This is a genomic window from Streptomyces sp. Ru72 (genome assembly GCF_002920635.1).
Classification (GTDB): Bacteria; Actinomycetota; Actinomycetes; order Streptomycetales; family Streptomycetaceae; genus Streptomyces.
On record NZ_PQSR01000008.1, the window covers coordinates 86,178 to 109,587 of the forward strand.

General features: G+C 71.6%; 22 protein-coding genes and 1 pseudogene. 10 read left to right on the plus strand and 13 right to left on the minus strand.

Translation table 11 applies throughout. The features are described from left to right. Positions 1 to 15: 15 nt before the first annotated feature. From C3488_RS06170 to C3488_RS06185, 3 genes are all read right to left on the minus strand, one after another. A complete protein-coding gene (locus C3488_RS06170; protein ID WP_103838278.1) occupies positions 16 to 723 on the minus strand; it encodes a TerB family tellurite resistance protein in 708 nt (235 codons plus the stop codon). Positions 724 to 907: 184 nt separating this feature from the next. Further along, complete coding sequence (gene leuA / locus C3488_RS06175) at positions 908 to 2,629, minus strand: 2-isopropylmalate synthase (RefSeq protein ID WP_103838279.1); 1,722 nt, start codon at positions 2,627 to 2,629, stop codon at positions 908 to 910. A gap of 222 nt (positions 2,630 to 2,851) precedes the next feature. After that, entirely contained in the window at positions 2,852 to 3,712 is an 861-nt protein-coding gene (locus tag C3488_RS06185; protein ID WP_103838280.1) for a helix-turn-helix transcriptional regulator, read from the minus strand. 123 nt (positions 3,713 to 3,835) lie between these two features. On the opposite strand from C3488_RS06185, the gene C3488_RS06190 reads away from it, so the two are divergent. Beyond that, positions 3,836 to 4,690: an NAD(P)-dependent oxidoreductase gene (locus C3488_RS06190; protein ID WP_103838281.1), complete on the plus strand. Its 855-nt coding sequence runs from the start codon at positions 3,836 to 3,838 to the stop codon at positions 4,688 to 4,690. A gap of 101 nt (positions 4,691 to 4,791) precedes the next feature. After that, positions 4,792 to 5,601 (plus strand): SDR family oxidoreductase, encoded by an 810-nt coding sequence (locus C3488_RS06195; RefSeq protein ID WP_103838282.1) that lies wholly within the window; start codon positions 4,792 to 4,794, stop codon positions 5,599 to 5,601. A 15-nt stretch (positions 5,602 to 5,616) separates the two neighbouring features. Here the strand turns inward: C3488_RS06195 and C3488_RS06200 are convergent, their stop codons facing one another. The 4 genes from C3488_RS06200 to C3488_RS06215 are packed head-to-tail and all read right to left on the minus strand — an operon-like array spanning position 5,617 to position 9,617. After that, on the minus strand, positions 5,617 to 6,882 hold the full coding sequence (locus C3488_RS06200) for an MFS transporter (RefSeq protein ID WP_103838283.1): 1,266 nt from the start codon (positions 6,880 to 6,882) through the stop codon (positions 5,617 to 5,619). Further along, complete coding sequence (locus C3488_RS06205; RefSeq protein WP_103838284.1) at positions 6,879 to 8,201, minus strand: GH1 family beta-glucosidase; 1,323 nt, start codon at positions 8,199 to 8,201, stop codon at positions 6,879 to 6,881. Before C3488_RS06205 ends, C3488_RS06200 begins: the two co-directional genes overlap by 4 nt. Positions 8,202 to 8,258: 57 nt before the next feature. Further along, positions 8,259 to 8,525, minus strand: coding sequence for a protealysin inhibitor emfourin (locus C3488_RS06210; RefSeq protein ID WP_103838285.1), 267 nt, complete (start codon positions 8,523 to 8,525; stop codon positions 8,259 to 8,261). Positions 8,526 to 8,546: 21 nt separating this feature from the next. After that, complete coding sequence (locus C3488_RS06215; protein ID WP_103838286.1) at positions 8,547 to 9,617, minus strand: M4 family metallopeptidase; 1,071 nt, start codon at positions 9,615 to 9,617, stop codon at positions 8,547 to 8,549. A 280-nt stretch (positions 9,618 to 9,897) separates the two neighbouring features. Here C3488_RS06215 and C3488_RS06220 point away from each other — a divergent pair, with 280 nt between their 5' ends. The 4 genes from C3488_RS06220 to C3488_RS06235 are packed head-to-tail and all read left to right on the plus strand — an operon-like array spanning position 9,898 to position 13,143. After that, positions 9,898 to 10,968, plus strand: a complete 1,071-nt coding sequence (locus tag C3488_RS06220) for a PhoH family protein (protein ID WP_103838287.1) — start codon at positions 9,898 to 9,900, stop codon at positions 10,966 to 10,968. A gap of 14 nt (positions 10,969 to 10,982) precedes the next feature. Further along, a complete protein-coding gene (ybeY, locus tag C3488_RS06225; RefSeq protein WP_103838288.1) occupies positions 10,983 to 11,480 on the plus strand; it encodes an rRNA maturation RNase YbeY in 498 nt (165 codons plus the stop codon). Continuing rightward, positions 11,477 to 12,787, plus strand: coding sequence for a hemolysin family protein (locus C3488_RS06230; RefSeq protein WP_103838289.1), 1,311 nt, complete (start codon positions 11,477 to 11,479; stop codon positions 12,785 to 12,787). The genes ybeY and C3488_RS06230 overlap by 4 nt, the downstream gene beginning before the upstream one ends. After that, positions 12,784 to 13,143 (plus strand): MmcQ/YjbR family DNA-binding protein, encoded by a 360-nt coding sequence (locus C3488_RS06235; RefSeq protein ID WP_103838290.1) that lies wholly within the window; start codon positions 12,784 to 12,786, stop codon positions 13,141 to 13,143. The genes C3488_RS06230 and C3488_RS06235 overlap by 4 nt, the downstream gene beginning before the upstream one ends. On the opposite strand, the gene C3488_RS06240 is transcribed toward C3488_RS06235, so the two are convergent. Further along, positions 13,105 to 14,568, minus strand: coding sequence for an MFS transporter (locus C3488_RS06240; RefSeq protein WP_103838291.1), 1,464 nt, complete (start codon positions 14,566 to 14,568; stop codon positions 13,105 to 13,107). The genes C3488_RS06235 and C3488_RS06240 overlap by 39 nt on opposite strands. Positions 14,569 to 14,658: 90 nt before the next feature. Here C3488_RS06240 and C3488_RS06245 point away from each other — a divergent pair, with 90 nt between their 5' ends. The 3 genes and pseudogenes from C3488_RS06245 to C3488_RS06255 form a co-directional block, all read left to right on the plus strand. Then, positions 14,659 to 15,528 (plus strand): helix-turn-helix transcriptional regulator, encoded by an 870-nt coding sequence (locus C3488_RS06245; protein ID WP_103838292.1) that lies wholly within the window; start codon positions 14,659 to 14,661, stop codon positions 15,526 to 15,528. 82 nt (positions 15,529 to 15,610) lie between these two features. Next, positions 15,611 to 15,964: a cytidine deaminase gene (locus tag C3488_RS06250; RefSeq protein ID WP_103838293.1), complete on the plus strand. Its 354-nt coding sequence runs from the start codon at positions 15,611 to 15,613 to the stop codon at positions 15,962 to 15,964. Positions 15,965 to 16,109: 145 nt separating this feature from the next. Next, a pseudogene (locus C3488_RS06255) lies at positions 16,110 to 16,520 on the plus strand (beta-xylosidase); the annotation flags it as partial. Between the two features lie 397 nt (positions 16,521 to 16,917). Here the strand turns inward: C3488_RS06255 and C3488_RS06265 are convergent. Both C3488_RS06265 and C3488_RS06270 read right to left on the minus strand, forming a co-directional pair. Next, positions 16,918 to 17,256: a P-II family nitrogen regulator gene (locus tag C3488_RS06265; protein ID WP_103838294.1), complete on the minus strand. Its 339-nt coding sequence runs from the start codon at positions 17,254 to 17,256 to the stop codon at positions 16,918 to 16,920. Continuing rightward, complete coding sequence (locus C3488_RS06270; RefSeq protein ID WP_103838295.1) at positions 17,253 to 18,563, minus strand: ammonium transporter; 1,311 nt, start codon at positions 18,561 to 18,563, stop codon at positions 17,253 to 17,255. Before C3488_RS06270 ends, C3488_RS06265 begins: the two co-directional genes overlap by 4 nt. Before the next feature lie 185 nt (positions 18,564 to 18,748). On the opposite strand from C3488_RS06270, the gene era reads away from it, so the two are divergent. Beyond that, positions 18,749 to 19,699 carry a GTPase Era gene (era, locus tag C3488_RS06275; RefSeq protein ID WP_181138897.1) on the plus strand — a complete coding sequence of 317 codons (951 nt, stop codon included), beginning with the start codon at positions 18,749 to 18,751 and terminating at the stop codon, positions 19,697 to 19,699. Between the two features lie 301 nt (positions 19,700 to 20,000). Here the strand turns inward: era and C3488_RS06280 are convergent, their stop codons facing one another. From C3488_RS06280 to C3488_RS06290, 3 genes are all read right to left on the minus strand, one after another. Next, positions 20,001 to 21,116, minus strand: coding sequence for a carbohydrate kinase family protein (locus tag C3488_RS06280; RefSeq protein WP_181138898.1), 1,116 nt, complete (start codon positions 21,114 to 21,116; stop codon positions 20,001 to 20,003). Positions 21,117 to 21,210: 94 nt separating this feature from the next. Then, the gene (locus tag C3488_RS06285) at positions 21,211 to 22,506 is read right to left on the minus strand and encodes a glucarate dehydratase family protein (protein ID WP_103838298.1); all 1,296 of its coding nucleotides are present in this window, start codon (positions 22,504 to 22,506) and stop codon (positions 21,211 to 21,213) included. Continuing rightward, a complete protein-coding gene (locus C3488_RS06290) occupies positions 22,503 to 23,399 on the minus strand; it encodes a 5-dehydro-4-deoxyglucarate dehydratase (protein ID WP_258053310.1) in 897 nt (298 codons plus the stop codon). The genes C3488_RS06285 and C3488_RS06290 overlap by 4 nt, the downstream gene beginning before the upstream one ends. Between the last annotated feature and the right edge of the window lie 11 nt (positions 23,400 to 23,410).

The following is a 23,410-nucleotide window of genomic DNA, read 5'->3' on the forward strand; positions in this document are numbered from 1 at the left end:
GCCCCGTCGTTGCGATTACGACACCGTGCGGGCCGCCGCGAGCAGGCGGGTCACGTCCTGCGAGCAGATCGTCAGGGCCGCGCCCACCGTGGCCAGGACGTCGCGTTCCGCAGGGGTGTACGGGCCGTCGGCCAGGGCGATGCGAGCGCCCTGGAGGAGGATGGACTCCCGGCCGGCGGGGGCGAGGTGCGGGGCGAGCGGGTCCAGGGCCTCGTGCAGCTCTATGGCCAGACTCGCGCCGCCGCCCGGTTCGCCGCAGACCCGGCCGGTGTCGGCGGCCACGGCGTCGACCAGGGCGCTGAGCCCGTCCGCCGTGCAGTCGTCGAAGCCGGCGGAGCGGACGGCGGCGGCGGCCGTCTCCAGGGACGTACGGGAGCAGGTGCCTCCTGCGGCGAGGACCGCCAGGGCCACGGTGTGGACGGCGTCGCGGAGCATCGCGGCGAAGCGGGTGGTGGTCGGGTGGTCGAGGACGTCCGTGCCGTAGTGGTGGCCGCAGGCCGCGCACTCCACGACCGGACCCGTCTCCCCGCGCGGCACGACCGGCAGGCCGGCGAGGGTGAGGCGGCGGCGTCCGGTGAGGCGCTGGTAGTTGCGGTCGCCCCCGCAGCCGGGGCAGAAGAACTCGCCGTCGCCGACGGTGGTCCACGCGATGCGGACGCCGAGGACCTGCGAAATGCGGCCCTTGCGGGCTTCCGGGCCGTTGCGTCCCCGTCCTGGCAGCACGTCGCACCTCCGTCCTCGCCGCGGCAACATCGCCGCTGCTGGCGTGATGTTAGCCACATTGTTGAGGCGGAGTCAGTACCCCGGACGAGACCTCCTCGTGATCTTCGGCCGAAATGGCCGGTGCACGACGCGGCCCCGTCCGCCTCAGGAGGCGGACGGGGCCGTGAACCCGGAGGTCAGAGGGTCAGCGGGCGGCTCGGTTGACCGCGGAGACGACCGCCTTCAGCGAGGCACGTGTCGTATTCGCGTCGATGCCGATCCCCCACAGGACCTTTCCGTCGATCGCGCATTCGATGTACGAGGCGGCCTGCGCGGAGGCGCCCTCGCTCATCGTGTGCTCCTGGTAGTCCAGCAGGCGTACGTCGATGCCGATGGACTGCAGGGCGTCGAAGAACGCGGAGATCGGGCCGTTGCCGGTGCCGGTCAGGACCGTGTCGTCGCCGTCGACGGTGGCCTCGACCGTCAGGGTGTCGACGCCGTCCTTGTCGGTGGTCGTCTGACCCGTCCTGACCTGGATGCGGCCCCACGGGTTGTCCGGGTTCGGCAGGTACTCGTCCTGGAAGACGTCCCAGATCTCCTTCGGCGTGATCTCGCCGCCCTCGGCGTCCGTCTTCGCCTGGATGATCTTCGAGAACTCGATCTGCATCCGGCGCGGCAGGTCCAGCTTGTGGTCGTTCTTCAGGACGTAGGAGATGCCGCCCTTGCCGGACTGCGAGTTGACGCGGATGACCGCCTCGTAGGACCGACCGACGTCCTTGGGGTCGATCGGCAGGTAGGGCACCGCCCACTCGATGTCGTCGACGGTGACGCCCTTGGCCTCGGCCTCGGCCTCCATGGCGTCGAAGCCCTTCTTGATGGCGTCCTGGTGGGAGCCGGAGAAGGACGTGTAGACGAGGTCCCCGATGTAGGGGTGGCGCGGGTGGACCTCCATCTGGTTGCAGTACTCCCAGGTACGGCGGATCTCGTCGATGTGGGAGAAGTCGATCTGCGGGTCGACGCCCTGGGAGAAGAGGTTCATGCCCAGGGTGACCAGGTCGACGTTGCCGGTGCGCTCGCCCTGGCCGAACAGGCAGCCCTCGACGCGGTCGGCGCCCGCCATCAGGGCCAGCTCGGCCGCCGCCACGGCCGTACCGCGGTCGTTGTGCGGGTGGACCGACAGGCAGACGAACTCGCGGCGGGAGAGGTTGCGGTGCATCCACTCGAAGCGGTCCGCGTGCGTGGACGGGGTCGAACGCTCCACGGTGGCCGGCAGGTTGAGGATGATCTCGCGGTCCGGGCCGGGCTGCCAGACGTCCATGACCGACTCGCAGACCTCCAGGGCGAAGTCCAGCTCGGTGTCGGTGAAGATCTCGGGGCTGTACTGGTAGCCGAACTCGGTCTCGGGGCCCAGCAGCTTCTCCGCGTACTCCATCACCAGCCGGGTGCCGTCGACGGCGATCTGCTTGATGTCGTCCTTGGAGCCGCGGAAGACGACCCGGCGGAAGACCGGGGCGGTCGCGTTGTACAGGTGGACGTTGGCGCGCCGGGCGCCCTTCAGGGACTCCACGGTCCGCTCGATCAGGTCCTCACGGGCCTGGGTCAGGACGGAGATCGTCACGTCCTCGGGGATCGCGCCCTCTTCCTCGATGATGGAGCGCACGAAGTCGAAGTCGGTCTGGCCGGAGGCCGGGAAGCCGATCTCGATCTCCTTGTAGCCCATCTTCACCAGCAGGTCGAACATGGCGCGCTTGCGCACCGGCGACATGGGGTCGATCAGGGCCTGGTTGCCGTCGCGCAGGTCGGTGGAGAGCCAGCGCGGGGCCTTGGTGATCCGCTGGTCGGGCCAGGTGCGGTCGGGGATGTCGACCTGCTCGTAAGGCCGGTACTTGTGGATCGGCATGGAGGTGGGCTGCTGGCGGTTCGCCATGGTGCGTGGGCTCCTCAAGAGGTCCGGAAAGGACGGCCGACGACGCAACGCCAAGCTCCGCGGGGAGGGAGTCGGCCTCGACTACAGGCCCTCGCCGCGGCAGCTAAGAAGAAGCAGCCCGAAACGCATGATGCTCCGCATGCTAGCCGAGGCGCGCCGGATGCGAAGGCCTGTATCAGTATGCGGGACCGGAGGCGACTTTCGGACAAAAAGTACCTAAAGTCACATATTCCGCATGGCCCCACTCGGAGCCAGGTCCTGCAGTCCCACCACCCGCAGCAACTGGAGGCGCTCGAACGACTCCGTGCCGGGGCGAGCCGTGTGGACGATCAGCAGCTGATGGTGCTCGTGGCTGAGCAGCGCCTCGCAGTCCAGTTCCAGCAGGCCGACCACGGGGTGCTGGAAGCGCTTGGTGCTCCGGTGCCGCGAGGAGACCTCGTGTTCGTCCCAGAGGCGGGCGAACTCCGCGCTCGCCGAGCGGAGTTCGGCGGCCAGGGCGGCCGGTTCCGGGTCGTCGGGGCGGGCGGCGGCGACCGCGCGCAGGCTCGCCACGTGCGCGCGGGCGTGGTCGGGCCGGTCCTCGGGCGGGAACAGCCCCCGGGCGGCCGGGTCCAGGAAGAACCGGCGGGTCAGGTTGCGCTCGCCCGGCGGGCGGGACATCACGTCGCCGACCAGTGCCCTGGCCATCGCGTTCTGCGCCAGCACCTCGGAGCAGTCGGTGACCACCTGTGCCGGTGTGTCGTGCAGCCGGTCCAGGACCAGCAGCAGCCCGGGGCGGACATGCCTCGACGCCGTCTCGCGGCGCGGCGGCTCCTCGCCCGTCAGGTGGAAGAGGTGGTCGCGTTCGTCGTCCGTCAGGCGCAGCGCCCTCGCCAGCGCGGTGAGCATCTGACGGGACGGGCGCGGCCCCCGGGACTGCTCCAGGCGCGTGTAGTAGTCGACCGACATGCCGGCGAGCCCCGCCACCTCCTCCCGGCGCAGGCCCGGGGTGCGGCGCCGGGCTCCCGGGGGGAGGCCGACGTCGGACGGCTCGAGACGGGCCCGGCTGCGGCGCAGGAAGTCGGCGAGTTCGGCTCGGTTCACCCCTCAAGACTGCGGCAGCCCGGCCGGCTTATCCAGGGACTGCCGATCCCCCGATCGACGGGTCTCTCCCGGCCGGCGCGGCACTCCCCGAGGCTGGTGGCACCGGACCGAGAGGAGCAGATCATGTTGACACTGGTGACGGGCACGACGGGACAGGTCGGCCGGCGCTTCGTCCCGAGGCTGCTGGCGCAGCGGCGGCCGGGCGAGGAGGTACGGGTCCTGGTGCGCGACGCGGCGCGCGGCGAGCGCTTCGCGGAGCTCGGCGCCGAGATCGTGGTGGGCGACCTGCGGGACGCGGAGGCGCTCGGCAAGGCGGTGGCCGGGGCGGACGCGGTCGTGAACGTCGCGGCGGCCTTCCGCGGGGTGCCGGACGAGGAGGCGTGGGCCGTCAACCGGGACGCGGCCGTGGAACTGGGCCGGGCCGCCCTGTCCTCGGGCGTGCGCCGCTTCGTGCAGGTCAGCACGGGGCTGGTGTACGGCGTCGGGCGGGGCCGCCCGCTGACCGAGGACGACGAGGTACGGCCCGGCGGCGCGATGTGGGGCGCCTACGCGGAGTCCAAGGCCGAGGCCGAGCGGCAGCTGCTCGCGCTGGAGGGCGTGGAGGTGCGGATCGGTCGGCTCCCCTTCGTGTACGGCGAGGGCGATCCACACCTCGCCCAGTCCCTGAGGTGGGCGGCGACCTGGGCGGCGACCCAGCGGCTGCACATGGGGCACCACGCGGACGTCGCCCAGGGGCTGCTGCGCCTGCTCCACGCGCCGGCGGTCGGCTCACCGGTCTACAACATCGCCGACGACGCCCCGGTGACGGCGGTCGACCTGCACCAGCTCAACGGTGTCGAGGTGCCCGCCGAACTCCACGCGCGTACGGATCCCGACCCGTGGTTCGGGATCATGTCCACCGAGCGGATCCGCCGGGACCTCGGCTTCCGGCCCCACTACCCGACCGTGTGGGCCGCCCGCGACGCCGGCGCGCTGTAGTACCGGCCAGGAACCGGCCTCCGTTTGCCCGGTACGTCCCCGGGTACTGCGATCCCTCGTCGACCCCTCGTCCAGGACCGCACACCCCACGGGAGGCCCGTATGCCCGCCCCCAGCCCGTCCGCGTCCAGGGTGGCCGTGATCACCGGATCCGACTCCGGTATCGGCCGCGCCACCGCCGTCCGCCTGGCCGAGGCGGGGATGGACATCGGCATCACCTGGCACAGCGACCAGAAAGGCGCCGAGCAGACCGCCGAGGAGGTCCGCGGGACGGGGCGGCGGGCCGCCGTGGCCCAGGTGGACCTCACCCGGCTTCCCGAGGCCGCGGACAGGGTCGACGCACTGTGCGAGGAGCTCGGCCGCATCGACGTCCTGGTCAACAACGCCGGTACGGGCACCATGACCCCGTTCCTGGACCTGGGCCTCGACGACGTGCGCCAGGTCCTGGACGTCGACCTGCTCGGCCCGTTCCTGTGCGGTCAGCGCGCGGCACGCAGGATGATCCGGCAGGGCGACGGCGGCCGGATCGTCAACGTGACCTCCGTGCACGAGCACCAGCCGCGGGTGGGGGCGGCCCCGTACTGCGCGGCCAAGGGCGGTCTCGGGCTGCTCACCCAGGTCATGGCCCTGGAGCTGGCCGAGCACGGCATCACCGTCAACGCGGTGGCGCCCGGCGAGATCGCCACGCCCATGACCGGGCAGGAGGACACGGACGTGCGCACCGAGCGCCGCCCCGGCGTTCCGCTGGGGCGCCCGGGCGACGCCCGCGAGGTCGCGGCCGTGATCGCCTTCCTCGCCGGCCCCGACGCGTCCTACGTCACCGGGGCCTCCTGGAGCGTGGACGGCGGGATGCTGCGGATGGGGCCGATGGCCGGCTCGCACATGGCCGGGGACGACTGGCGGCGCCCGTGAAGGGAGGGGACGGGCTCAGTCCACCCCGCGAATCCGGCCCACCAGCGCCGCCCCCGCCATCCCGACCAGCGCCGCCACCACGTACAGGACCCGGTACCCGCCGAGGTGGGTGACGATGGGTGCCGCCAGCGCGGGGGCCGCGACCTGGGGCAGGGCGTTGGCGACGTTGATGACCCCAAGGTCCTTGCCCCTGTCCAGGGCCTTCGGCAGGACATCCGTCATCAGGGCGAAGTCCACCGACGTGAACACCCCGAAGCCGACGCCGAGCACCGCCGCCGCCACGATCGCCCCGGGCCACGTCTGCCAGACCGACAGGGCGGCCGTCGCCACCGCCATCAGCACCCCGGACCAGATCACGAACGGCTTGCGGCGGCCCACCCGGTCCGACCAGACCCCGCCGACCACCACCGTCGCCAGCAGCGTCACCCCGTTCACCGCCGTGAGGATCAGGACGCCCTGGTCCGGGTCCTGGTAATGGAGGCGGTCCCGCAGGTAGTAGAGCAGGTACAGCAGGACCAGGGCGTTGCTGAGGTTGATCAGGAAGCGGGTCAGCCAGGCCCAGCCCAGATCCGGGTGGCGGCGAGGGCTCAGCCAGAAGCCGGCCAGAAAGCCCCGCCAGGACCAGGGCGGCCGGGCCGCCACGGGTAGCCGCAGGTCCCGGTGGCCGAGCACGTACGGCAGGACGCCCGCCCCCGTGAACACCGCGCACGCGGCATAGCCCGCCCCGATGCCCCCGGCCACCGTGGCCAGGCCGGTGCCGCCGACCACGCCGAGGATCTGCGCCGCCCCCAGCCAGCCGCCCACCGAACCCCGCTGCGGCCGGGGCACCCGGTCCGGCACCGCCGCCGTCACCGCCGCGAAGGCCGCGTTCAGCGTCAGCTGCACCAGGCACCAGCCGAGCGCCATGGTCCAGGGACCGCCCGCGCCCGCGAGCAGCAGCAGCGAGAGCGCGCCGCCCGCGGTACCGGCCACGATCCACGGCGTGCGGCGGCCCCAGCGCGCCGTCGTGCGGTCCGACAGCGCCCCGAAGACCGGGTTGGAGACCAGCGACACCACAGCGCCCGCGCCCGTCACCCAGGCCAGCATCGACTCCTTGGACAGTGCGGAGCCGGGCGCGAAGTCCTTCGCCTGGGAGGCCAGCAGGATCTGCAACGGGCCGTACCAGCCGACCCAGATCGCCCCGTTGGCCAGCGACAGGGCGGAGGTCCAGGCCCGGCCGACACGTTCGACGGGCTCGGCGAGGGCGTCGACGGCGGGCAGGGCCCGGTCGGCCGTCGTCATCCCCGCGCCCGCAGAAGGTCCCGGAGCCAGCCGTACGACGCCTTCGGGGTCCTCTCCAGCGTCTTGTAGTCCACGTGCACCAGCCCGAACCGGCGCGCGTACCCCTCGGCCCACTCGAAGTTGTCCAGCAGCGACCAGACGAAGTAGCCCCGCACGTCGACACCGGCCTCCAGCGCCCGGTGCAGGGCCCGGATGTGCCCGTCCAGGTAGGCGATGCGCTCCTGATCGTCGACGCCCTCGTAGGAGCAGCCGTTCTCGGTGATGACCACGGGCGGCAGCCGGTCGCCGTAGCGTGCGCGAAAGCCGGTCAGCAGCTCGGTGAGCGCCTCGGGGACCACCGGCCAGCCGAAGTCGGTGACCGGGTGGCCCTCGATCTCCCGGACGGAGAACGGCAGTCCGGCGGGCAGTGTCAGGCCGCCGAACTCGATCTCCGCGCCCTTCGGGGCGCCCACCCGTGTAGGGGCGTAGTAGTTGATCCCGTACCAGTCGACCGGCTCCGCGATCACCTTCAGGTCGCAGTGCACGTCGCCCGGCATCAACTCGCCTATTCCGTCGGGGTAGCGGCCGAGCAGCAGCGGGTCGGAGAACAACCGGTTCAGCAGGACGTCGTAGAACTCCGCCGCCTCCACGTCCTCCTGTTCCCCGGACGCCGGCCACGTCGGGCCGTGGGAGTTGGCGATCCCGATGTCCGTCATCCCGGCCGCGCGCAGCGCCCGTACGGCCAGGCCGTGGGCCAGCAACTGGTGGTGGGCCACCGGCAGGGCGTCGAACATCAGCTGCCTGCCGGGGGCGTGCGCCCCCAGGGCGTGGCCCAGCAGCGTGTGCTCGGCGGGTTCGTTGAGCGTGATCCACTTGTGCACGCGGTCGCCGAGACGGCCGGCCACCACCGACACGTACTCGGCGAAACGCGACGCCGTGTCCCTCTGGAGCCAGTCCAGCGTGACCGGCAGGTCCCAGTGGAAGAGGGTCGCGACCGGGCGTACGCCCGCCGCGCACAGCTCGTCGACCAGGCGGTCGTAGAAGTCGAGGCCGCCAGGGGTGTTCACCCGGGGCCAGGAGACGGAGAAGCGGTACGCGTCCACGCCCAGACCGGCCAGCAGCGCCACGTCCTCGCGGTAGCGGTGGTAGTGGTCGCAGGCCACCTCCGCGGTCGAGCCGTCCTTCACCCGGCCGGGCTCGGCGGTGAAGGCGTCCCACACCGAGGGCTCGCGCTCGTCGGCCGCCCCCTCGATCTGGTGGGCCGAGGTGGACACGCCCCACAGGAAGCCGGGCGGGAACTGAGGTATCGGGTCCGTCGCCATGCGCTCGTCTGTCGCCATGCGCGGATCATCCTTACCGTCGGTAACAGAAGTCAACGGGCAGGCGGGAACAAGCAGTCAGGCCCCTTCCTCGAGCACCCGCGAGACCAGCTGCCGCTGCTCCTCGGTCAGCCGGGGATCGGCGGCGTACACCGTCCTGCCGTCCACGGTGATCTGGTAGCCGAAACCGTCGGGAACCCCCGCGGGGGGCGTGCCCTGGCCGGCCGCGAGCGCGCGCTCGGCCAGGTCATGCCACTCGGGTGCGTCGGGCCGCCCCGAGGTGTCCACCTCGGCCTGCCGCTCGATACCCGCGAAACCGCCCGTGCGCCTGACGTGAATACGCATGGGTGTCTGTGTAGTACAGATCTACGCGGTCGGCACCCCCACCTCCTCCCAGGCCTTGAGCACCGCCTCCTGTTCCTGGCCGGTGGCGCCGTAGCGGGACTTGGCGGCCGCCGCGGTCAGCTTCGCGAACTCCGCGAAGGTCGCGTCCTGCTGGAGTTCGCCGCCGGTGAGCACGTCGTACCAGATCTGCCCGGCCCGCTCCCAGGCATGTCCACCGAGCGCGGTGGCGACCAGGTAGAAGGCGTGGTTGGGGATGCCGGAGTTGATGTGCACGCCGCCGTTGTCCTGGCTGGTCCTCACGTACCCGGCCATGGTCGCGGGTTGCGGGTCCTTGCCGAGCGCCGGGTCGTCGTACGCGGTGCCCGGCGCCTTCATGGAGCGCAGCGCCGTGCCGTTCACGTGCGGGGCGAGGAGTCCGGCGCCGATCAGCCAGTCGGCCCGGTCGGCGGTCTGGCCGAGGGTGTACTGCTTGATCAGCGAGCCGAAGACGTCCGAGACCGACTCGTTGAGGGCACCCGACTGGCCGAAGTAGGCCAGGTTCGCCGTGTACTGGGTGACGCCGTGGGTGAGTTCGTGCCCGATGACGTCCACCGGGAGGGTGAAGTCGAGGAAGACCCTGCCGTCCCCGTCGCCGAACACCATCTGCTCGCCGTTCCAGAAGGCGTTGTCGTAGTCCTCGCCGAAGTGCACGCTGGCGTCCAGCGGGAGGCCCTTGCCGTCGATGGAGTCGCGGCCGTACACCGTCCGGTACAGCTCGAAGGTGGCGCCGAGGCCCGCGTAGGCCCGGTTGACGGTGGCGTCCCTGCCGGGCTCGTCTCCCTCGCCGCGGACTTTCTTCCCCGGCAGCGTCTGGCGGTGCCCGGCGTCGTAGATGGTGCGGTGCGGCTGGGCGGCGGTGTCCTGGGGCGGGGCCGCCGTGGGTGCGCCGATGACCGTCGTCAGCCGGCGGCGGGTGCGCTCGAGGGCGTCGCGCTCCAGGGTGCGGCGCGCGGGAGTGGCGAGCGCGGTGTCCTCGTGCTGGGCGAGCTTGTCGAGGACATGCGGTGGAACGATGGTACAGAAGACGGGCCCGTGGCCCCCGTGACTGGTCATGCACGGCACCATTGCACTGAGTCACCACCCTGTCACCCCCCGCAACCATGATTGGTGAAAAGGCGGATACGGAGCGATGCGTTCCGGGACGAAGTGGTATGGGTCTCCGCGCCTGATGTCACCGTCGCGACCCGCGGTGACGTCACCCGAGCGGCGGTGCAAGACCGCAAGGAAAAGCCCTACGGCTCTGTCAGCCCCGCGTCGTACTCTTGAAGTCGCGAGGCCGCCGTCAGTCGCGCGGCCGTACCGAGGAGGAATCGCAGGCCTACAGAGCCGGCCCATGACTCAGACACCCACAGCTCACACCCCCGCGCAGGGGCAGGCGAGTGCACAGATCACCGTCCCCGCCCAGCACCCGATGGTGATGGTGCTGGGTTCCGGCGACTCCCTGCTGCGCGTGATCGAGACGGCCTTCCCCGGGGTCGACATCCATGTCCGGGGCAACGAGATCAGCGCGGTCGGCGACGCGACGGAGGTCGCCCTGATCCAGCGCCTGTTCGCCGAGATGATGCTGGTGCTCCGCACCGGGCAGCCGATGACGGAGGACGCAGTGGAACGCTCGATCGCCATGCTCCGGGCGGGCGAGAACGGCGAGGGCGCGCAGGAGACCCCGGCGCAGGTGCTGACGCAGAACATCCTGTCGTCACGCGGCCGCACGATCCGCCCGAAGACGCTCAACCAGAAGCGGTACGTGGACGCGATCGACAAGCACACGATCGTCTTCGGCATCGGGCCCGCGGGTACGGGCAAGACCTACCTCGCCATGGCGAAGGCGGTGCAGGCCCTGCAGTCCAAGCAGGTCAACCGCATCATCCTGACCCGCCCCGCGGTGGAGGCGGGCGAGCGCCTCGGCTTCCTGCCCGGCACCCTCTACGAGAAGATCGACCCCTACCTGCGCCCGCTGTACGACGCGCTGCACGACATGCTCGACCCCGACTCGATCCCCCGGCTGATGGCGGCGGGCACGATCGAGGTCGCCCCGCTCGCGTACATGCGCGGTCGCACGCTCAACGACGCCTTCATCATCCTGGACGAGGCCCAGAACACGAGCCCCGAGCAGATGAAGATGTTCCTCACCCGCCTCGGCTTCGACTCGAAGATCGTGATCACGGGTGACGTCACCCAGGTCGACCTCCCGGACGGCACCAAGAGCGGTCTGCGCCAGGTCCAGGAGATCCTGGAGGGCGTCGAGGACGTCCACTTCTCCCGGCTGTCGTCGCACGATGTCGTACGGCACAAGCTGGTCGGCCGTATCGTCGACGCGTACGAGCAGTACGACAGCAGGCACGGCACCCAGAACGGCGCGCACAAGGGGCAGAGCCGGGGCAAGGCCGGGCACAAGGGGAAGTAGAGACCGAGCACCACATGTCGATCGACGTCAACAACGAGTCCGGAACCGAGGTCGACGAGCAGGCGATCCTCGACATCGCCCGCTACGCGCTCGCGCGGATGCGCATCCACCCGCTCTCCGAGCTCTCGGTGATCGTCGTGGACGCCGACGCCATGGAGCAGCTGCACGTGCAGTGGATGGACCTGCCGGGGCCCACGGACGTCATGTCCTTCCCGATGGACGAGCTGCGGCCGCCGTCCAAGGACGACGACGAGCCCCCGCAGGGCCTGCTCGGCGACATCGTGCTGTGCCCCGAGGTCGCCGCCAAGCAGGGCGCCGAGGCCCCGACGCAGCACTCCATGGACGAGGAGCTGCAACTGCTGACCGTCCACGGGGTGCTGCACCTGCTGGGCTACGACCACGAGGAACCGGACGAGAAGGCCGAGATGTTCGGTCTGCAGGCCGCCATCGTGGACGGCTGGCGCGCGGAGAGGGGCCTGACCGGCCCGTCCCCGGCCCCCACCGTGTCATGAGCCCCCAGATCGTCGTCGGCGCGATCGCCCTGGTCGTCGTCGCCTGGCTCGCCGCCTGCGCGGAGGCGGGCCTGGCGCGCGTCTCCAGCTTCCGCGCCGAGGAGGCCGTCAGGGCGGGCCGGCGCGGCAGCGCCAAGCTCGCCCAGGTCGCCGAGGACCCAACCCGCTATCTGAACGTGGCGCTGCTGGTCCGGGTCGCCTGCGAGATGGCCGCCGCCGCGCTGGTCACCTACGCCTGCCTGAAGGAGCTCCCCGGGACCGCCGAGGCCCTGCTGGTGGCGATCGCGGTCATGGTGCTGGTGTCGTACGTCGCCGTGGGTGTGTCCCCGCGCACGATCGGCCGCCAGCACCCGCTGAACACGGCCACGGTGGCGGCGTACGTCCTGCTGCCGCTGGCCCGGATCATGGGCCCGATCCCGTCCCTCCTGATCCTCATCGGTAACGCGCTCACCCCTGGCAAGGGCTTCCGCCGCGGCCCGTTCGCCTCCGAGGCGGAGCTGCGCGCCCTCGTCGACCTCGCCGAGAAGGACTCCCTGATCGAGGCCGAGGAGCGCCGCATGGTGCACTCGGTGTTCGAGCTGGGCGACACCCTCGTGCGGGAGGTGATGGTGCCGAGGACGGACCTGGTCACCATCGAGCGCTTCAAGACGATCCGCCAGGCCCTCACCCTCGCCCTGCGCTCCGGCTTCTCACGCATCCCGGTCACCGGGGAGAGCGAGGACGACGTCGTCGGGATCGTGTACCTGAAAGACCTGGTCCGCAAGACGCACATCAGCCGGGACGCCGAGTCGGAGCTGGTGTCCACCGCCATGCGGCCGGCCGCCTTCGTGCCCGACACCAAGAACGCGGGCGACCTGCTGCGCGAGATGCAGAAGGAGCGCAACCACGTCGCCGTCGTCATCGACGAGTACGGCGGCACGGCCGGCATCGTCACCATCGAGGACATCCTCGAGGAGATCGTCGGCGAGATCACCGACGAGTACGACCGCGAGCTGCCGCCGGTGGAGGAGCTGGGCGACGACCGCTACCGGGTCACCGCCCGGCTGGACATCGGCGACCTGGGCGAGCTGTACGGGCTCGAGGCGTTCGACGACGAGGATGTGGAGACCGTCGGCGGTCTGCTCGCCAAGGCCCTCGGCCGGGTGCCCATCGCCGGGGCGTCGTCCGTGGTGGAGCTTCCGGACGGCCGGGAACTGCGCCTGACGGCGGAGGCCGCGGCGGGCCGCCGCAACAAGATCGTGACGGTGCTGGTGGAGCCGGTGCGCCCGGTGGATCCCGCCGAGGACGACGAGAAGAAGCCCGAGTGACGCCTCAGGAGCTGCGCGCCTTCTGTCTGTCGTTCAACGCGGCGGTGGAGGACTTCCCGTTCAACCCGGAGACCTCGGTCTTCAAGGTGCAGGGCAGGCTCTTCGCGCTGACGGCCCTTCAGGCGCGGCCCCTGAAGGTCAACCTCAAGTGCGACCCGGACGACGCGGTGCGCCTCCGCCGCGACTACGAGGGCCTGATCGTCCCCGGCTGGCACATGAACAAGCGCCACTGGAACACGGTCACGGTCGACGGCGGGCTCCCGGACCGCCTGGTCCGGGAGCTCGTCGAGGACTCGTACGACCTGGTCGTCGCCGGCCTACCGCGCGCCGACCGCCTCCGCCTCGACCGGCCCTGAGCCGCCCGCACGCCGGGTGCGCAGGCCCAGCGCCAGCAGCGCCGCCGTCGCCAGGACGATCGCCGCGTCCAGCGCGATCACCGTGTGCAGGCCCGACAGCAGGTCCGTCGAGGTGGTGGCAAGGACACCGAGGATCGGGATGCCCACGGTGATGCCGACCTGCTGGGTGGAGGTGACCAGGCCGGTGGCCAGGCCCTGCTCCTCGTCGGGGACGCCCGAGGTGACGGTCAGGCCGTAGGAGATGATCGCGCCCAAGTGGCACATGCTGGCCAGGGAGACGGCGGCCGTGGCGAGCCACACCGACCAGGCGTGGCTGTTCAGGCCCAGCAGGGCGGCGATCAGCGCGCCCTGCCCGGCGAGCGAGCCGACCAGCGTGCGGCGGGCGCCGAAGCGGCCGATGACCTTGGGGGCGTATGTGCCCGCCACCGCCGACAGGACCCCCTGGAAGCCGAAGACCAGACCGGTCTCGAAGGCGGACAGACGCAGCACCTCTTGCAGGTAGAGGGTCAGCACGAAGATCACCGTCGACATCATCGAGAAGGTGACCAGGCCGCCCAGGTTGCCCCACGCCACCGTCCGGCGGCGCAGCATGGGCAGCGACACCAGGGGCTGCGCGGTGCGGGACTCGACCAGGGCGAACGCCGTCAGCAGCAGGGCGCCGACGACCAGCGTCGCGATGACGTCCGCACGCCCGAAGCCGTGGTCGGCGGCCGTCGAGAGGGCGTAGATCAAGGAGAGCAGGCCGCCGGTGACGGTGATCGCGCCGGGGACGTCCAGGCGCGGGCGGTCCGGGGTGCGGGACTCGGGCAGCAGGCCGGGCGCGAGCGGGAGCACGATCAGCGCGAAGACCGAGAGCAGACCCATCGTGGAGCGCCAGCCGAGGGCGTCGGTGAGGACGCCGCCCGCGACCATGCCGACCGTGAAGCCCAGCGACAGCAGCGTGCCGGAGATGCCGAGGGCGCGGTCGCGGGCCGGGCCCTCGGGGAAGGTGGTGGTGAGCAGCGACATCCCGGTGGGCACGATCGCCGCCGCGCCTAGGCCCTGAAGGGCGCGGCCGGCCAGGAACGACGTCGGGTCCCAGGCGAACGTCGCGAGCAGCGAGGCGGCGCCGAACAGGGCGAGGCCGGTCAGGAACAGCCTGCGGCGCCCGTAGAGGTCGCCGATCCGGCCGAACAGGAGCAGGAAGCCACCGGACGGCAGGGCGAACGCGGTGACCGCCCACTGAAGGGCGGAACGGCTCATTCCCAGGTCGTCGCCGAGGACGGGGAGCGCCACGTTCAGGACGGAGAAGTCCAGCGCGACCATGAACTGGGCCGCGCACAGCACGAAGAGGACGAGTTTGTCGCGCGTCGACAGCCGGGGGTTGTCGAGCGGTTCGCGTGCGGGAGTGGTCGAAGCGGTGGAGGTGGTGGTGTCGATCGCCATGGGAAAGAGCCTCGTGCGACGGGAACATCCCTGGGGAGTCGGCACTTATGGTGGTGGTGGCACCACCAGACAGGACGGGGGGATCCGTACGTGCCCGAGGACGCGCTGAAGAGCCATCGGCTGCGGGAGTTGCGCGAGTTCCTGATGAGCAGGCGAGCCCGGGTCAGCCCGGCGGAGGCCGGACTGCCCGCGGGCGGGCCGCGGCGCCGTACGCCGGGGCTGCGCCGCGAGGAGGTCGCCGTACTCGCCGGGGTGGGCATCTCCTGGTACCAGTGGCTGGAGCAGGGGCGGGACATCTCCGTCTCCCCGCAGGTCCTGGACGCGGTGGCGCGGGTGCTGCGGCTCAGCAACGCCGAGCGCCGGCATCTGTACGTCCTGGCCGGGCTGAACCCGCCCGCGCCGGAACCGGCGCCCGACCACGGCTGTGAGGGCATGCGGCGGCTGATCGACGCCTGGATGCCGTATCCGGCCCACATCATGGACCGGTACTACAACTGCGTGATGTACAACGATGCGGCGGGCTGGGTGCTCGGGATGCGGCCCGAGATCACGCAGAACTGCATCGTCGACTTCTTCACCGACCCGCTGTACCGCTCCCGCTCCCACAGCTGGGAGCAGAACGCGCACACGGTCGTCGCACAGTTCCGGGCGATGTGCTCGGCCAGCCCCGACGACGAGGGGTTCCGGGCGGTGCTGGCCGAACTGAGGTCGGTGAGCCCGGAGTTCACCGAGCTGTGGGAGCGGCGGGACATCAAGGACGCCGGGGTGATCCGCAAGGAGCTGGACCATCCGCTGGTGGGTCTGCTGTGCGTCGAGTCGACGGCACTGAAGGTGCCGGCGCGGCCCGACCTGACGATCGTCCTGCACACCCCGCTCGACGAGGCGAACACCACGGCGAAGCTGGAGTGGCTGGCGTCGGCGCAGGGCAGGCGCGGGGCGATGTATCCCGTGGCGGGATGACCTCGGCGTTGTTCCGGCACGGGCTGACCTCGTCGGTACCCCGTTGCGGGATGACCTCGGCGGTTCTCCGTATGCTCGGAGCATGACCGACAGCAACGCGCTCGATCCCGAGGACCGCAAGATCGTCACCCTGGCCCGTTCCGCGCGGGCGCGCAACGGCGTGCCCGAGGGGGCCGCGGTACGGGACGAGACCGGACGGACGTACGTCGCCGGCACCGTCGCCCTGGACTCCCTCAAGCTGAGTGCCCTGCAGACGGCGGTGGCGATGGCGGTGGCGTCGGGTGCCAAGTCGCTGGAGGCGGCGGCGGTCGTCACGGAGGCCGAGGGCGCGTCCGCCGAGGACCGTGCGGCCGTACGGGACCTCGGCGGGCCTCAGACGCCTGTGCTGGTGGCCGGGCCGGACGGGACGGTCCGCGTCACGGTGACCGCGGGCTGAGGGCCGGCACGGTCGAGCGGCAGAAACTGACGGCCCGTCAGTCCACTTGCCGCATCTCCATTGACTTCTCACACAACCCGCACGTCGATGGCCCCCTGTCGGCGCAGAAGAGCCGCTGCGCCCGCAACCACACGAGGGGGCCGTCATGGCTTTACCGACTCGAAGACGCCGCTGGGCCTCGGTGCTCACGGTGACCGCCCTCGCAGTCGCCGGCGGGGGTGCCCTGGCCTGTCCGGCCGGCGCCACCCCGCAGCAGGTGGACTTCCCCACCCACTGCATCCCGCCCGCGGTCGCGGGCATCCCCCCGATCGACGGCACGACCACCGCGAAGATCACGGCGGACAAGGCCGGTGCGAAGGTCGGTGACACGGTCACCGTGACCTACACGGTGGTCACGGCCGCCGCGAGCAATCCGACCGACCTGGCGCTGCCCGCCGACATCATGACCCCGACCGGGAAGGTGTCCCTCGGTGGCGCTCAGACCGGTGACGTCACCGTCGCCGGGCCGAAGAAGAACCCGCCGGTGCCGGGGAAAGCGGCCTTCCCGTCCTTCTCCTCTGGACGGCGACCTTGTCGCTGAGGGTCTGGCCGGGGTCGGCGGAGAGCCGGTGTTGTGCAGGGTGTAGGAGACGGTCGCCGTGCTGTCGCCGAGTCCGAGGACCAGGGGCTGGTCGTCACCCTCGACCCGAAGGTGGAGCTGCGGGCGACGGGCCTGTTCGGCCGGACGCTCCTGACGCGCTCCCTGTCGCGGACCCCCTCCGAGCTGCTGCCCGGTCAGCGCGTGCGGCTGTCCGAACCATGGCGGGACGCGCCCCGGTTCGACTGGGGCGACGTCACGTTGACGGCGAGCGCGAGGGACACGCGTGAGTCGGCGAGCGCCTCGTTCCTGGCGCTGCCGTGGCCGGCGGTCGCGGCCGTGTTCGTCGCGGGGGTCGTGGCGGGAGCGTCGGCGGTCAGAGTGCGTCGGGGCCGCGCTCGCCCGTCCGTACGCGCACGACCGTCTCGACCGGCAGTGCCCAGACCTTCCCGTCTCCGATCTTCCCCGTCTGCGCGGCCTTCACGATCGCGTCGATGACGGCGTCGGCGTCCGCGTCCTCGACCACGACCTCGATCCGGACCTTGGGCACGAGATCGACCCGGTACTCGGCCCCCCGGTACACCTCGGTGTGGCCGCGCTGGCGGCCGTAGCCGCTGGCCTCGGTCACGGTCAGGCCGTGCACGCCGAGTTCCTGCAGGGCCGTCTTGACCGTGTCGAGACGGAACGGCTTGACGATCGCGGTGATGAGCTTCATGCCTGGGTCGTGACCTTCTGGGTGCTTGCGGGGACGGAGTGGGCGACCGGGGCGCCGTGGCCCAGGACCCCGTGATCGTAAGCGGTCTCGGCGTGCACCGTAAGGTCCAGCCCGGTGTGCTCCTGCTCCTCGCTCGCGCGGAAGCCCATCGTCCTGTCGATCAGCCTGCCGATGCCGTACGTCACGGCGAAGGCGTACAGCGCCACGGCGACCACCGCGAGGAGCTGCTTGCCGAGCTGGGCGATCCCGCCGCCGTAGAGGAGGCCCTCGGCCCCGCCGGTCATCTCCTTCACGGCGAACAGTCCGATGAGGAGGGTGCCGATGACGCCGCCGACCAGGTGGACGCCGACGACGTCGAGCGAGTCGTCGTAGTCCAGCTTGAACTTCCAGCTCACCGCGTACGAGCAGACGACGCCGGCGGCGAGGCCGACGACCAGCGCGCCGAGCAGGGACACCGTGCCGCACGAGGGCGTGATCGCGACGAGGCCCGCGACCGCGCCGGAGGCGGCACCCAGCGTGGTCGGGTGCCCGTCGCGCTTCTGCTCGACGAAGAGCCAGCCGAGCAGACCGGTGCAGCCGGCGGCGAGGGTGTTGAGGAAGGCGGCCGCGGCGAGGCCGTTCGCGCCGAGGGCCGAACCGGCGTTGAAGCCGAACCAGCCGAACCACAGCAGACCGGCGCCGAGCACCACCATGGGCAGGTTGTGGGGACGCATGGCGTCCTTCTTGAAGCCCAGCCGCGGGCCGAGGACCAGGCACAACGCCAGTCCGGACGCGCCGGAGGTGATCTCGACGGGCAGGCCGCCCGCGAAGTCGAGGGCGCCGAGCCTGTCCAGGATCCAGCCACCCGGGCCCCACACCCAGTGGGTGACGGGAACGTATACGAGCAGGGCCCAGACGGGCACGAAGACCAGCCAGGCGCCGAACTTCGCGCGGTCCGCGATCGCCCCGCTGATCAGGGCGGCGGTGATGATCGCGAAGGTGAGCTGGAAGGTGGCGAAGAGGAGAGTTGGGACGGTGCCGTGGACGCTGTCCGGGCCGAGACCCGCCATGCCCGAGTGCTTCAGCCCGCCGATGAGACCGGCGAACGCGTCGTCGCCGAAGGCGAGGGAGTAGCCGCAGGCCAGCCACACCACCGTGACCAGGGCGATCGACACGAAGCTCATCATCAGCATGTTGAGCACGCTTTTCGTGCGGACCATGCCGCCGTAGAAGAGGGCGAGGCCGGGGGTCATCAGCAGCACGAGGGCGGTGGCGGCGAGCAGCCAGGCGGTGTCGCCGGGGTTGATGTGGGACGCGGCCAGGGTCACGGGCTCTCCTACGGTCCGGGGGCTCGTCCGAGGGTCACCGGCGCTCGTTTCCTGTTGCGTACAGGTGTGTTTCCGTGACGTTTCGTGTTGCGGGAAGGTTTCCGGAATCTCACCGGGGTGTGTGCGGGGACCGGGGCGCGGCCGGGCGTGCGGAGGGGCTCCGTGGATCAGGGAGAATGGGCGCCATGAGCGTGCGCACCCAGCCATCCGAGCCCACCGAGGCCGTCCACCGGGCGGGCTTCGCCTGTTTCGTGGGCCGTCCCAATGCGGGCAAGTCCACCCTGACGAACGCTCTGGTCGGGCAGAAGGTGGCGATCACCTCGAACCGGCCGCAGACGACGCGGCACACGGTGCGGGGCATCGTGCACCGGCCGGACGCGCAGCTGATCCTGGTGGACACACCGGGTCTGCACAAGCCGCGCACGCTGCTGGGCGAGCGTCTGAACGACGTGGTGCGCACGACGTGGGCGGAGGTCGACGTGATCGGCTTCTGCCTGCCCGCCGACCAGAAGATCGGCCCCGGGGACCGCTTCATCGCGAAGGAACTGGCGGGGATCAGGAAGACCCCGAAGGTCGCGATCGTCACGAAGACGGACCTGGTGGACTCCAAGGCCCTGGCCGAGCAGCTCATCGCGATCGACCGGCTGGGTGAGGAGCTGGGGATCGAGTGGGCGGAGATCGTCCCGGTGTCGGCGACCGCGAACAAGCAGGTGGACCTGCTGGCGGATCTGTTGATCCCGCTGCTGCCGGAGGGGCCGGCGCTGTATCCCGAGGGCGATCTGACGGACGAGCCGGAGCAGGTCATGGTGGCGGAGCTGATCCGTGAGGCGGCACTGGAGGGCGTCCGGGACGAGCTGCCGCACTCGATCGCGGTGGTGGTGGAGGAGATGCTGCCGCGCGAGGACCGTCCGGCGGACAAGCCGCTGCTGGACATCCACGCGAACGTCTACATCGAGCGGCCGAGCCAGAAGGGCATCATCATCGGGCCCAAGGGCAGGCGGCTGAAGGAGGTCGGCATCAAGTCCCGCAAGCACATCGAGGCGCTGCTGGGGACGCCGGTGTTCCTGGACCTCCATGTGAAGGTGGCGAAGGACTGGCAGCGGGACCCGAAGCAGCTGCGACGCCTGGGCTTCTGAGAGGTTTTTCGCCCCCGCCGCCTACCCTTCCCGTCCTCCAGGGGCTCCGCCCCTTCGACCCCGCCGGGGCCCCGCCCCAGACCCCGTTCGGGGGCCGGCCCCCGGACCCCCCGCTCCTCAGACGCCGGAGGGGCTGAATTTTCAGCCCGTCTGGGGGTCCCCCCCTGCTCGAAGAGCTTGGGAGAGTTTGAGGACGAGGCCGTTCAGGCCGAAGGGGAGTCTGGGCGCGCAGCCCCCAGGTCCGGGACGGGGAGGGGCGGCGGGGGCGCAACGCATCTTGCGCGGCCCCCGGCGGCCGACGTCACCCCGGTCGGCGGAAGCCGATCGTCGGGACGGCGCGGCGGCGTGGCCAGGCTTCGATGTCCTCCTCCGGGACCAGGCCCTCCAGGAACGCGTAGCGGGTCAGGGCCGCCGGGTCCTGGTTCTCGTAGGACTGGACCTTGCGCCACCACGCCCCGATCTCCGACCAGTCGGGCGCCGACAGCGAACCGCCGAACTCCTGGACGGACAGCGCCGCCGTCAGGCCGGCGAAGGCGAGACGGTCGGCCAGCGGCCACTCCGCCAGCGTTCCGGTCACGAACCCCGCCACGAAGACGTCACCCGCCCCCGTGGGATCCAGCGCCTCCACGGCGATCGCCGGCACACCCGCGCTCTCCCCGGTACGCCCGTCCACGGCGTACGCACCCTCCGCGCCGAGGGTGACCACGGCCAGCGGCACGTACTCGGTAAGCGCGTGCGCGGCGGCGCGCGGGCAGTCCGTGCGCGTGTACCGCATGGCCTCCTCGGCGTTCGGCAGGAACGCCTCGCAGTGTTCGAGGTCGGCCAGCCCCGCCGGGTCCCACGCCCCGGTCTCGTCCCAGCCGACGTCGGCGAAGATCCGTGTGCCCTGCTTCGCGGCCTCCGCGATCCACGGCTCGCGCCTGCCAGGCGTCAGCGAGGCGACCGCGGCCCGGGCGCGCGGCGGGCAGTCCGGGGCAGGCTCCTCCGGCGGCGGCTCGTGACCGTGGGACACCATGGTGCGCTCGCCCTCGTAGGCCATGGAGACGGTCACCGGGGAGTGCCAGCCGGAGACCTTGCGGGACGGCGAGAGGTCGATGCCCTCGCCCTCCTTCAACTCGTCCCAGCAGTACTCGCCGTAGTGGTCGTCACCGAAGGCCGCCGCCAGGCACGTCCGCAGGCCGAGGCGGGCCAGCGCGGTGGCCATGTTGGCGACGCCGCCGGGGCTCGACCCCATGCCCCGCGCCCAGGACTCGGTGCCGCGCACCGGGGCGGAGTCGAGGCCGGTGAAGATGATGTCGAGGAAGACGGTCCCCGTGAGGTAGACGTCCCAGGGCGGGTCGCCGGGCGCGCGCAGCGCGGCAAGGGGGTCGACGTGGGCGTGGTGGCGGTGTGGTCCCTCTCCGATGGACGCGGTCACGGTGCGCTCCCTGGCGTGGTGCTGATCCAGCCAGTGTGCACCAAGTGTCGCGCCGGGCGGGCCGGTCGCCCGCGCCCGCCGGGGTCGCGGGGCGCTACCAGCGGGGCACCGTCGGCGTCACCCACCCCGGGTCCGCGACCCGCATCGCCGCCGCGTCGTCGCGGTCGCGAAGGCCGCCGTCGTCGGCGAGCCAGCGCTCGTGCAGCGCGGCCAGCCGATCGCGGTCCAGTGTGACGCCGAGCCCGGGCGCGTCGGGGACGGCGACCCGGCCGCCGGTGAAGGCGATGCGCTCGGTGATGACGTCCTCGGACTGCCACGGGTAGTGGGTGTCGCAGGCGTGGTGCAGACCCGGCACCGTGGAGGCGACATGGGTCATCGCGGCCAGCGAGATACCGAGGTGGGTGTTGGAGTGCATGGACACCCCGACTCCGAACGCGCGGCAGATCGCGGCCAGTTCGCGCGTGTTGCGCAGCCCGCCCCAGTAGTGGTGGTCGGAGAGCACCACCTGCACGGCGCCCCGAGTGAACGCCTCCTTGATCTCGCCGAACGTGGTCACGCACATGTTGGTGGCGAGCGGCACCCCGGTCCGCGCGGCGACCTCCGCCATGGCGGGTGTGCCGAGGGCCGGGTCCTCCAGGTACTCGAGCACGTCGCGCAGTTCCTCGGCCACCTTCACCGAGGTCTCCACCGACCAGGCACCGTTGGGGTCCAGGCGCAGCGGATGCCCGGGGAACGCCTCCGCGAGCGCGCGGATCGCGGCGATCTCCTGGTCCGGCGGGAAGACCCCGCCCTTGAGCTTGAAGGACGTGAAGCCGTGCCGCTCCTTGAACCTGCGCGCCTGGGCGACGACCCCCGCCGGGTCGAGTGCGGCACCCCAGTCGTCCTGCTCGCCCGCCACGCCCTCGGGGTGAGCGGCGTACTTGTAGAACAGGTACGCGCTGTACTCGACCTCGTCGCGCAGCTTGCCGCCGAGCAGCGCGTGCACGGGCAGGCCGAGCGCCTTGCCGAGCGCGTCGAGGCAGGCGACCTCGAAGGCGGAGAGGACGGACAGGCGCAGCTTGTCGCCGGTCTGGACGCCGCGCAGCCCGCCGACGTCGAGCCGGTCGGAGGCCCGGGCGCCGTCGACGGCCACCTCCTCCGCGAGCGTGAACAGGACGTTCAGGTCGGACACCTGACGGCCCACCAGCTTGTCGGCGAGGGGCCGGGCGAGTTCCAGGTACTTGGTGTCGCCGTAGGTCTCGCCGACGCCGCTGGTGCCGTCGGCCGTCACCACCTCCACGATCAGCCTGGGCGTGTACGGCTGGTGGACGCCCTGGGTGTTCAGCAGGGGCGGGTCGGCGACCAGGATCGGGGTCAGCCGTACCTCGGAGACGGTCAGGTCGCGGCTCACAGGGCGGCTCCTACGAGGTCGAGTCCGGTGGTCAGCAGGTCCTTCAGGTCGGCCAGATCGGCGGCGGACGGCTCGGTGAGCGGGGCGCGCACCGGTCCCACCGGGCGGCCGCGCAGCCGGGCGGCGGCCTTGACCAGCGACACGGCGTATCCGGGCACCCGGTCGCGCAGGTCGACGAACGGGACGTAGAAGTCGCGCAGCAGCTTGTCCACCGTCGCGTCGTCCCCGGCGCGCAGCGCGGTGAAGAAGGCGCCCGCGATCTCGGGGGCGAAGGCGTGGACGGCGGAGGAGTAGGCGGGTACGCCCACAGCGGCGTACGCGCGGGCCTGGACCTCCGCGGTGGCGGCGCCGTTGAAGAACAGGAAGCCCTCGGGCGCGGCGAGGGTGAGCCGTTGCAGCCGGTCGAGGTCGCTGTGGCCGTCCTTGAGGCCGATGACGCCGGGGATCTCGGTGATGCGCCGGAACGCCCGCAGTCCGTAGTCGACCTGACCGCGCTGGTAGGCGATCAGCGGCAGCCGGGTGCGGGCGGCGATGTGCTCGAGCTGGGCTACGAGCCCGTCCTGCGGGGCCGCGACCAGGTAGTGCGGCAGGACGAGCAGCGCGTCGGCGCCCGCGTCCTCGGCGATCCGCGCGAACCGCACGGCCTGCGCCCAGCCGTGTCCGACGCCGGCGACGACGGGCACGGCACCTCCGGCGGCCTCCACCGCCGCGGCGACGACCTGCCCGTACTCGTCCTCGTCCAGCGAGAAGAACTCACCGGTGCCGCAGGCGGGGAAGACGGCGCCGGGGCCGGTGGCGAGCTGGGCCGCGACATGGGCGCGGAAGCCGTCGAGGTCGAGAGAGCCGTCGTCGTGGAAGCTCGTGAGCGGGAATGACAGGATCCCGCGCGCCATACCGTCCCGCA

What these genes read in the sequence shown, in the direction of transcription:
- C3488_RS06240 (WP_103838291.1), bottom strand. Translation starts at nt 14,568, where the DNA reads ATGGCGATCGACACCACCACCTCCACCGCTTCGACCACTCCCGCACGC.
- C3488_RS06210 (WP_103838285.1), bottom strand. Translation starts at nt 8,525, where the DNA reads ATGCGTATTCACGTCAGGCGCACGGGCGGTTTCGCGGGTATCGAGCGG.
- C3488_RS06220 (WP_103838287.1), top strand. Translation starts at nt 9,898, where the DNA reads ATGACTCAGACACCCACAGCTCACACCCCCGCGCAGGGGCAGGCGAGT.
- era (WP_181138897.1), top strand. Translation starts at nt 18,749, where the DNA reads ATGAGCGTGCGCACCCAGCCATCCGAGCCCACCGAGGCCGTCCACCGG.
- C3488_RS06230 (WP_103838289.1), top strand. Translation starts at nt 11,477, where the DNA reads ATGAGCCCCCAGATCGTCGTCGGCGCGATCGCCCTGGTCGTCGTCGCC.
- C3488_RS06200 (WP_103838283.1), bottom strand. Translation starts at nt 6,882, where the DNA reads ATGACGACGGCCGACCGGGCCCTGCCCGCCGTCGACGCCCTCGCCGAG.
- C3488_RS06205 (WP_103838284.1), bottom strand. Translation starts at nt 8,201, where the DNA reads ATGGCGACAGACGAGCGCATGGCGACGGACCCGATACCTCAGTTCCCG.
- ybeY (WP_103838288.1), top strand. Translation starts at nt 10,983, where the DNA reads ATGTCGATCGACGTCAACAACGAGTCCGGAACCGAGGTCGACGAGCAG.
- C3488_RS06190 (WP_103838281.1), top strand. Translation starts at nt 3,836, where the DNA reads ATGTTGACACTGGTGACGGGCACGACGGGACAGGTCGGCCGGCGCTTC.
- C3488_RS06290 (WP_258053310.1), bottom strand. Translation starts at nt 23,399, where the DNA reads ATGGCGCGCGGGATCCTGTCATTCCCGCTCACGAGCTTCCACGACGAC.
- C3488_RS06250 (WP_103838293.1), top strand. Translation starts at nt 15,611, where the DNA reads ATGACCGACAGCAACGCGCTCGATCCCGAGGACCGCAAGATCGTCACC.
- C3488_RS06195 (WP_103838282.1), top strand. Translation starts at nt 4,792, where the DNA reads ATGCCCGCCCCCAGCCCGTCCGCGTCCAGGGTGGCCGTGATCACCGGA.
- C3488_RS06215 (WP_103838286.1), bottom strand. Translation starts at nt 9,617, where the DNA reads ATGACCAGTCACGGGGGCCACGGGCCCGTCTTCTGTACCATCGTTCCA.
- leuA (WP_103838279.1), bottom strand. Translation starts at nt 2,629, where the DNA reads ATGGCGAACCGCCAGCAGCCCACCTCCATGCCGATCCACAAGTACCGG.
- C3488_RS06265 (WP_103838294.1), bottom strand. Translation starts at nt 17,256, where the DNA reads ATGAAGCTCATCACCGCGATCGTCAAGCCGTTCCGTCTCGACACGGTC.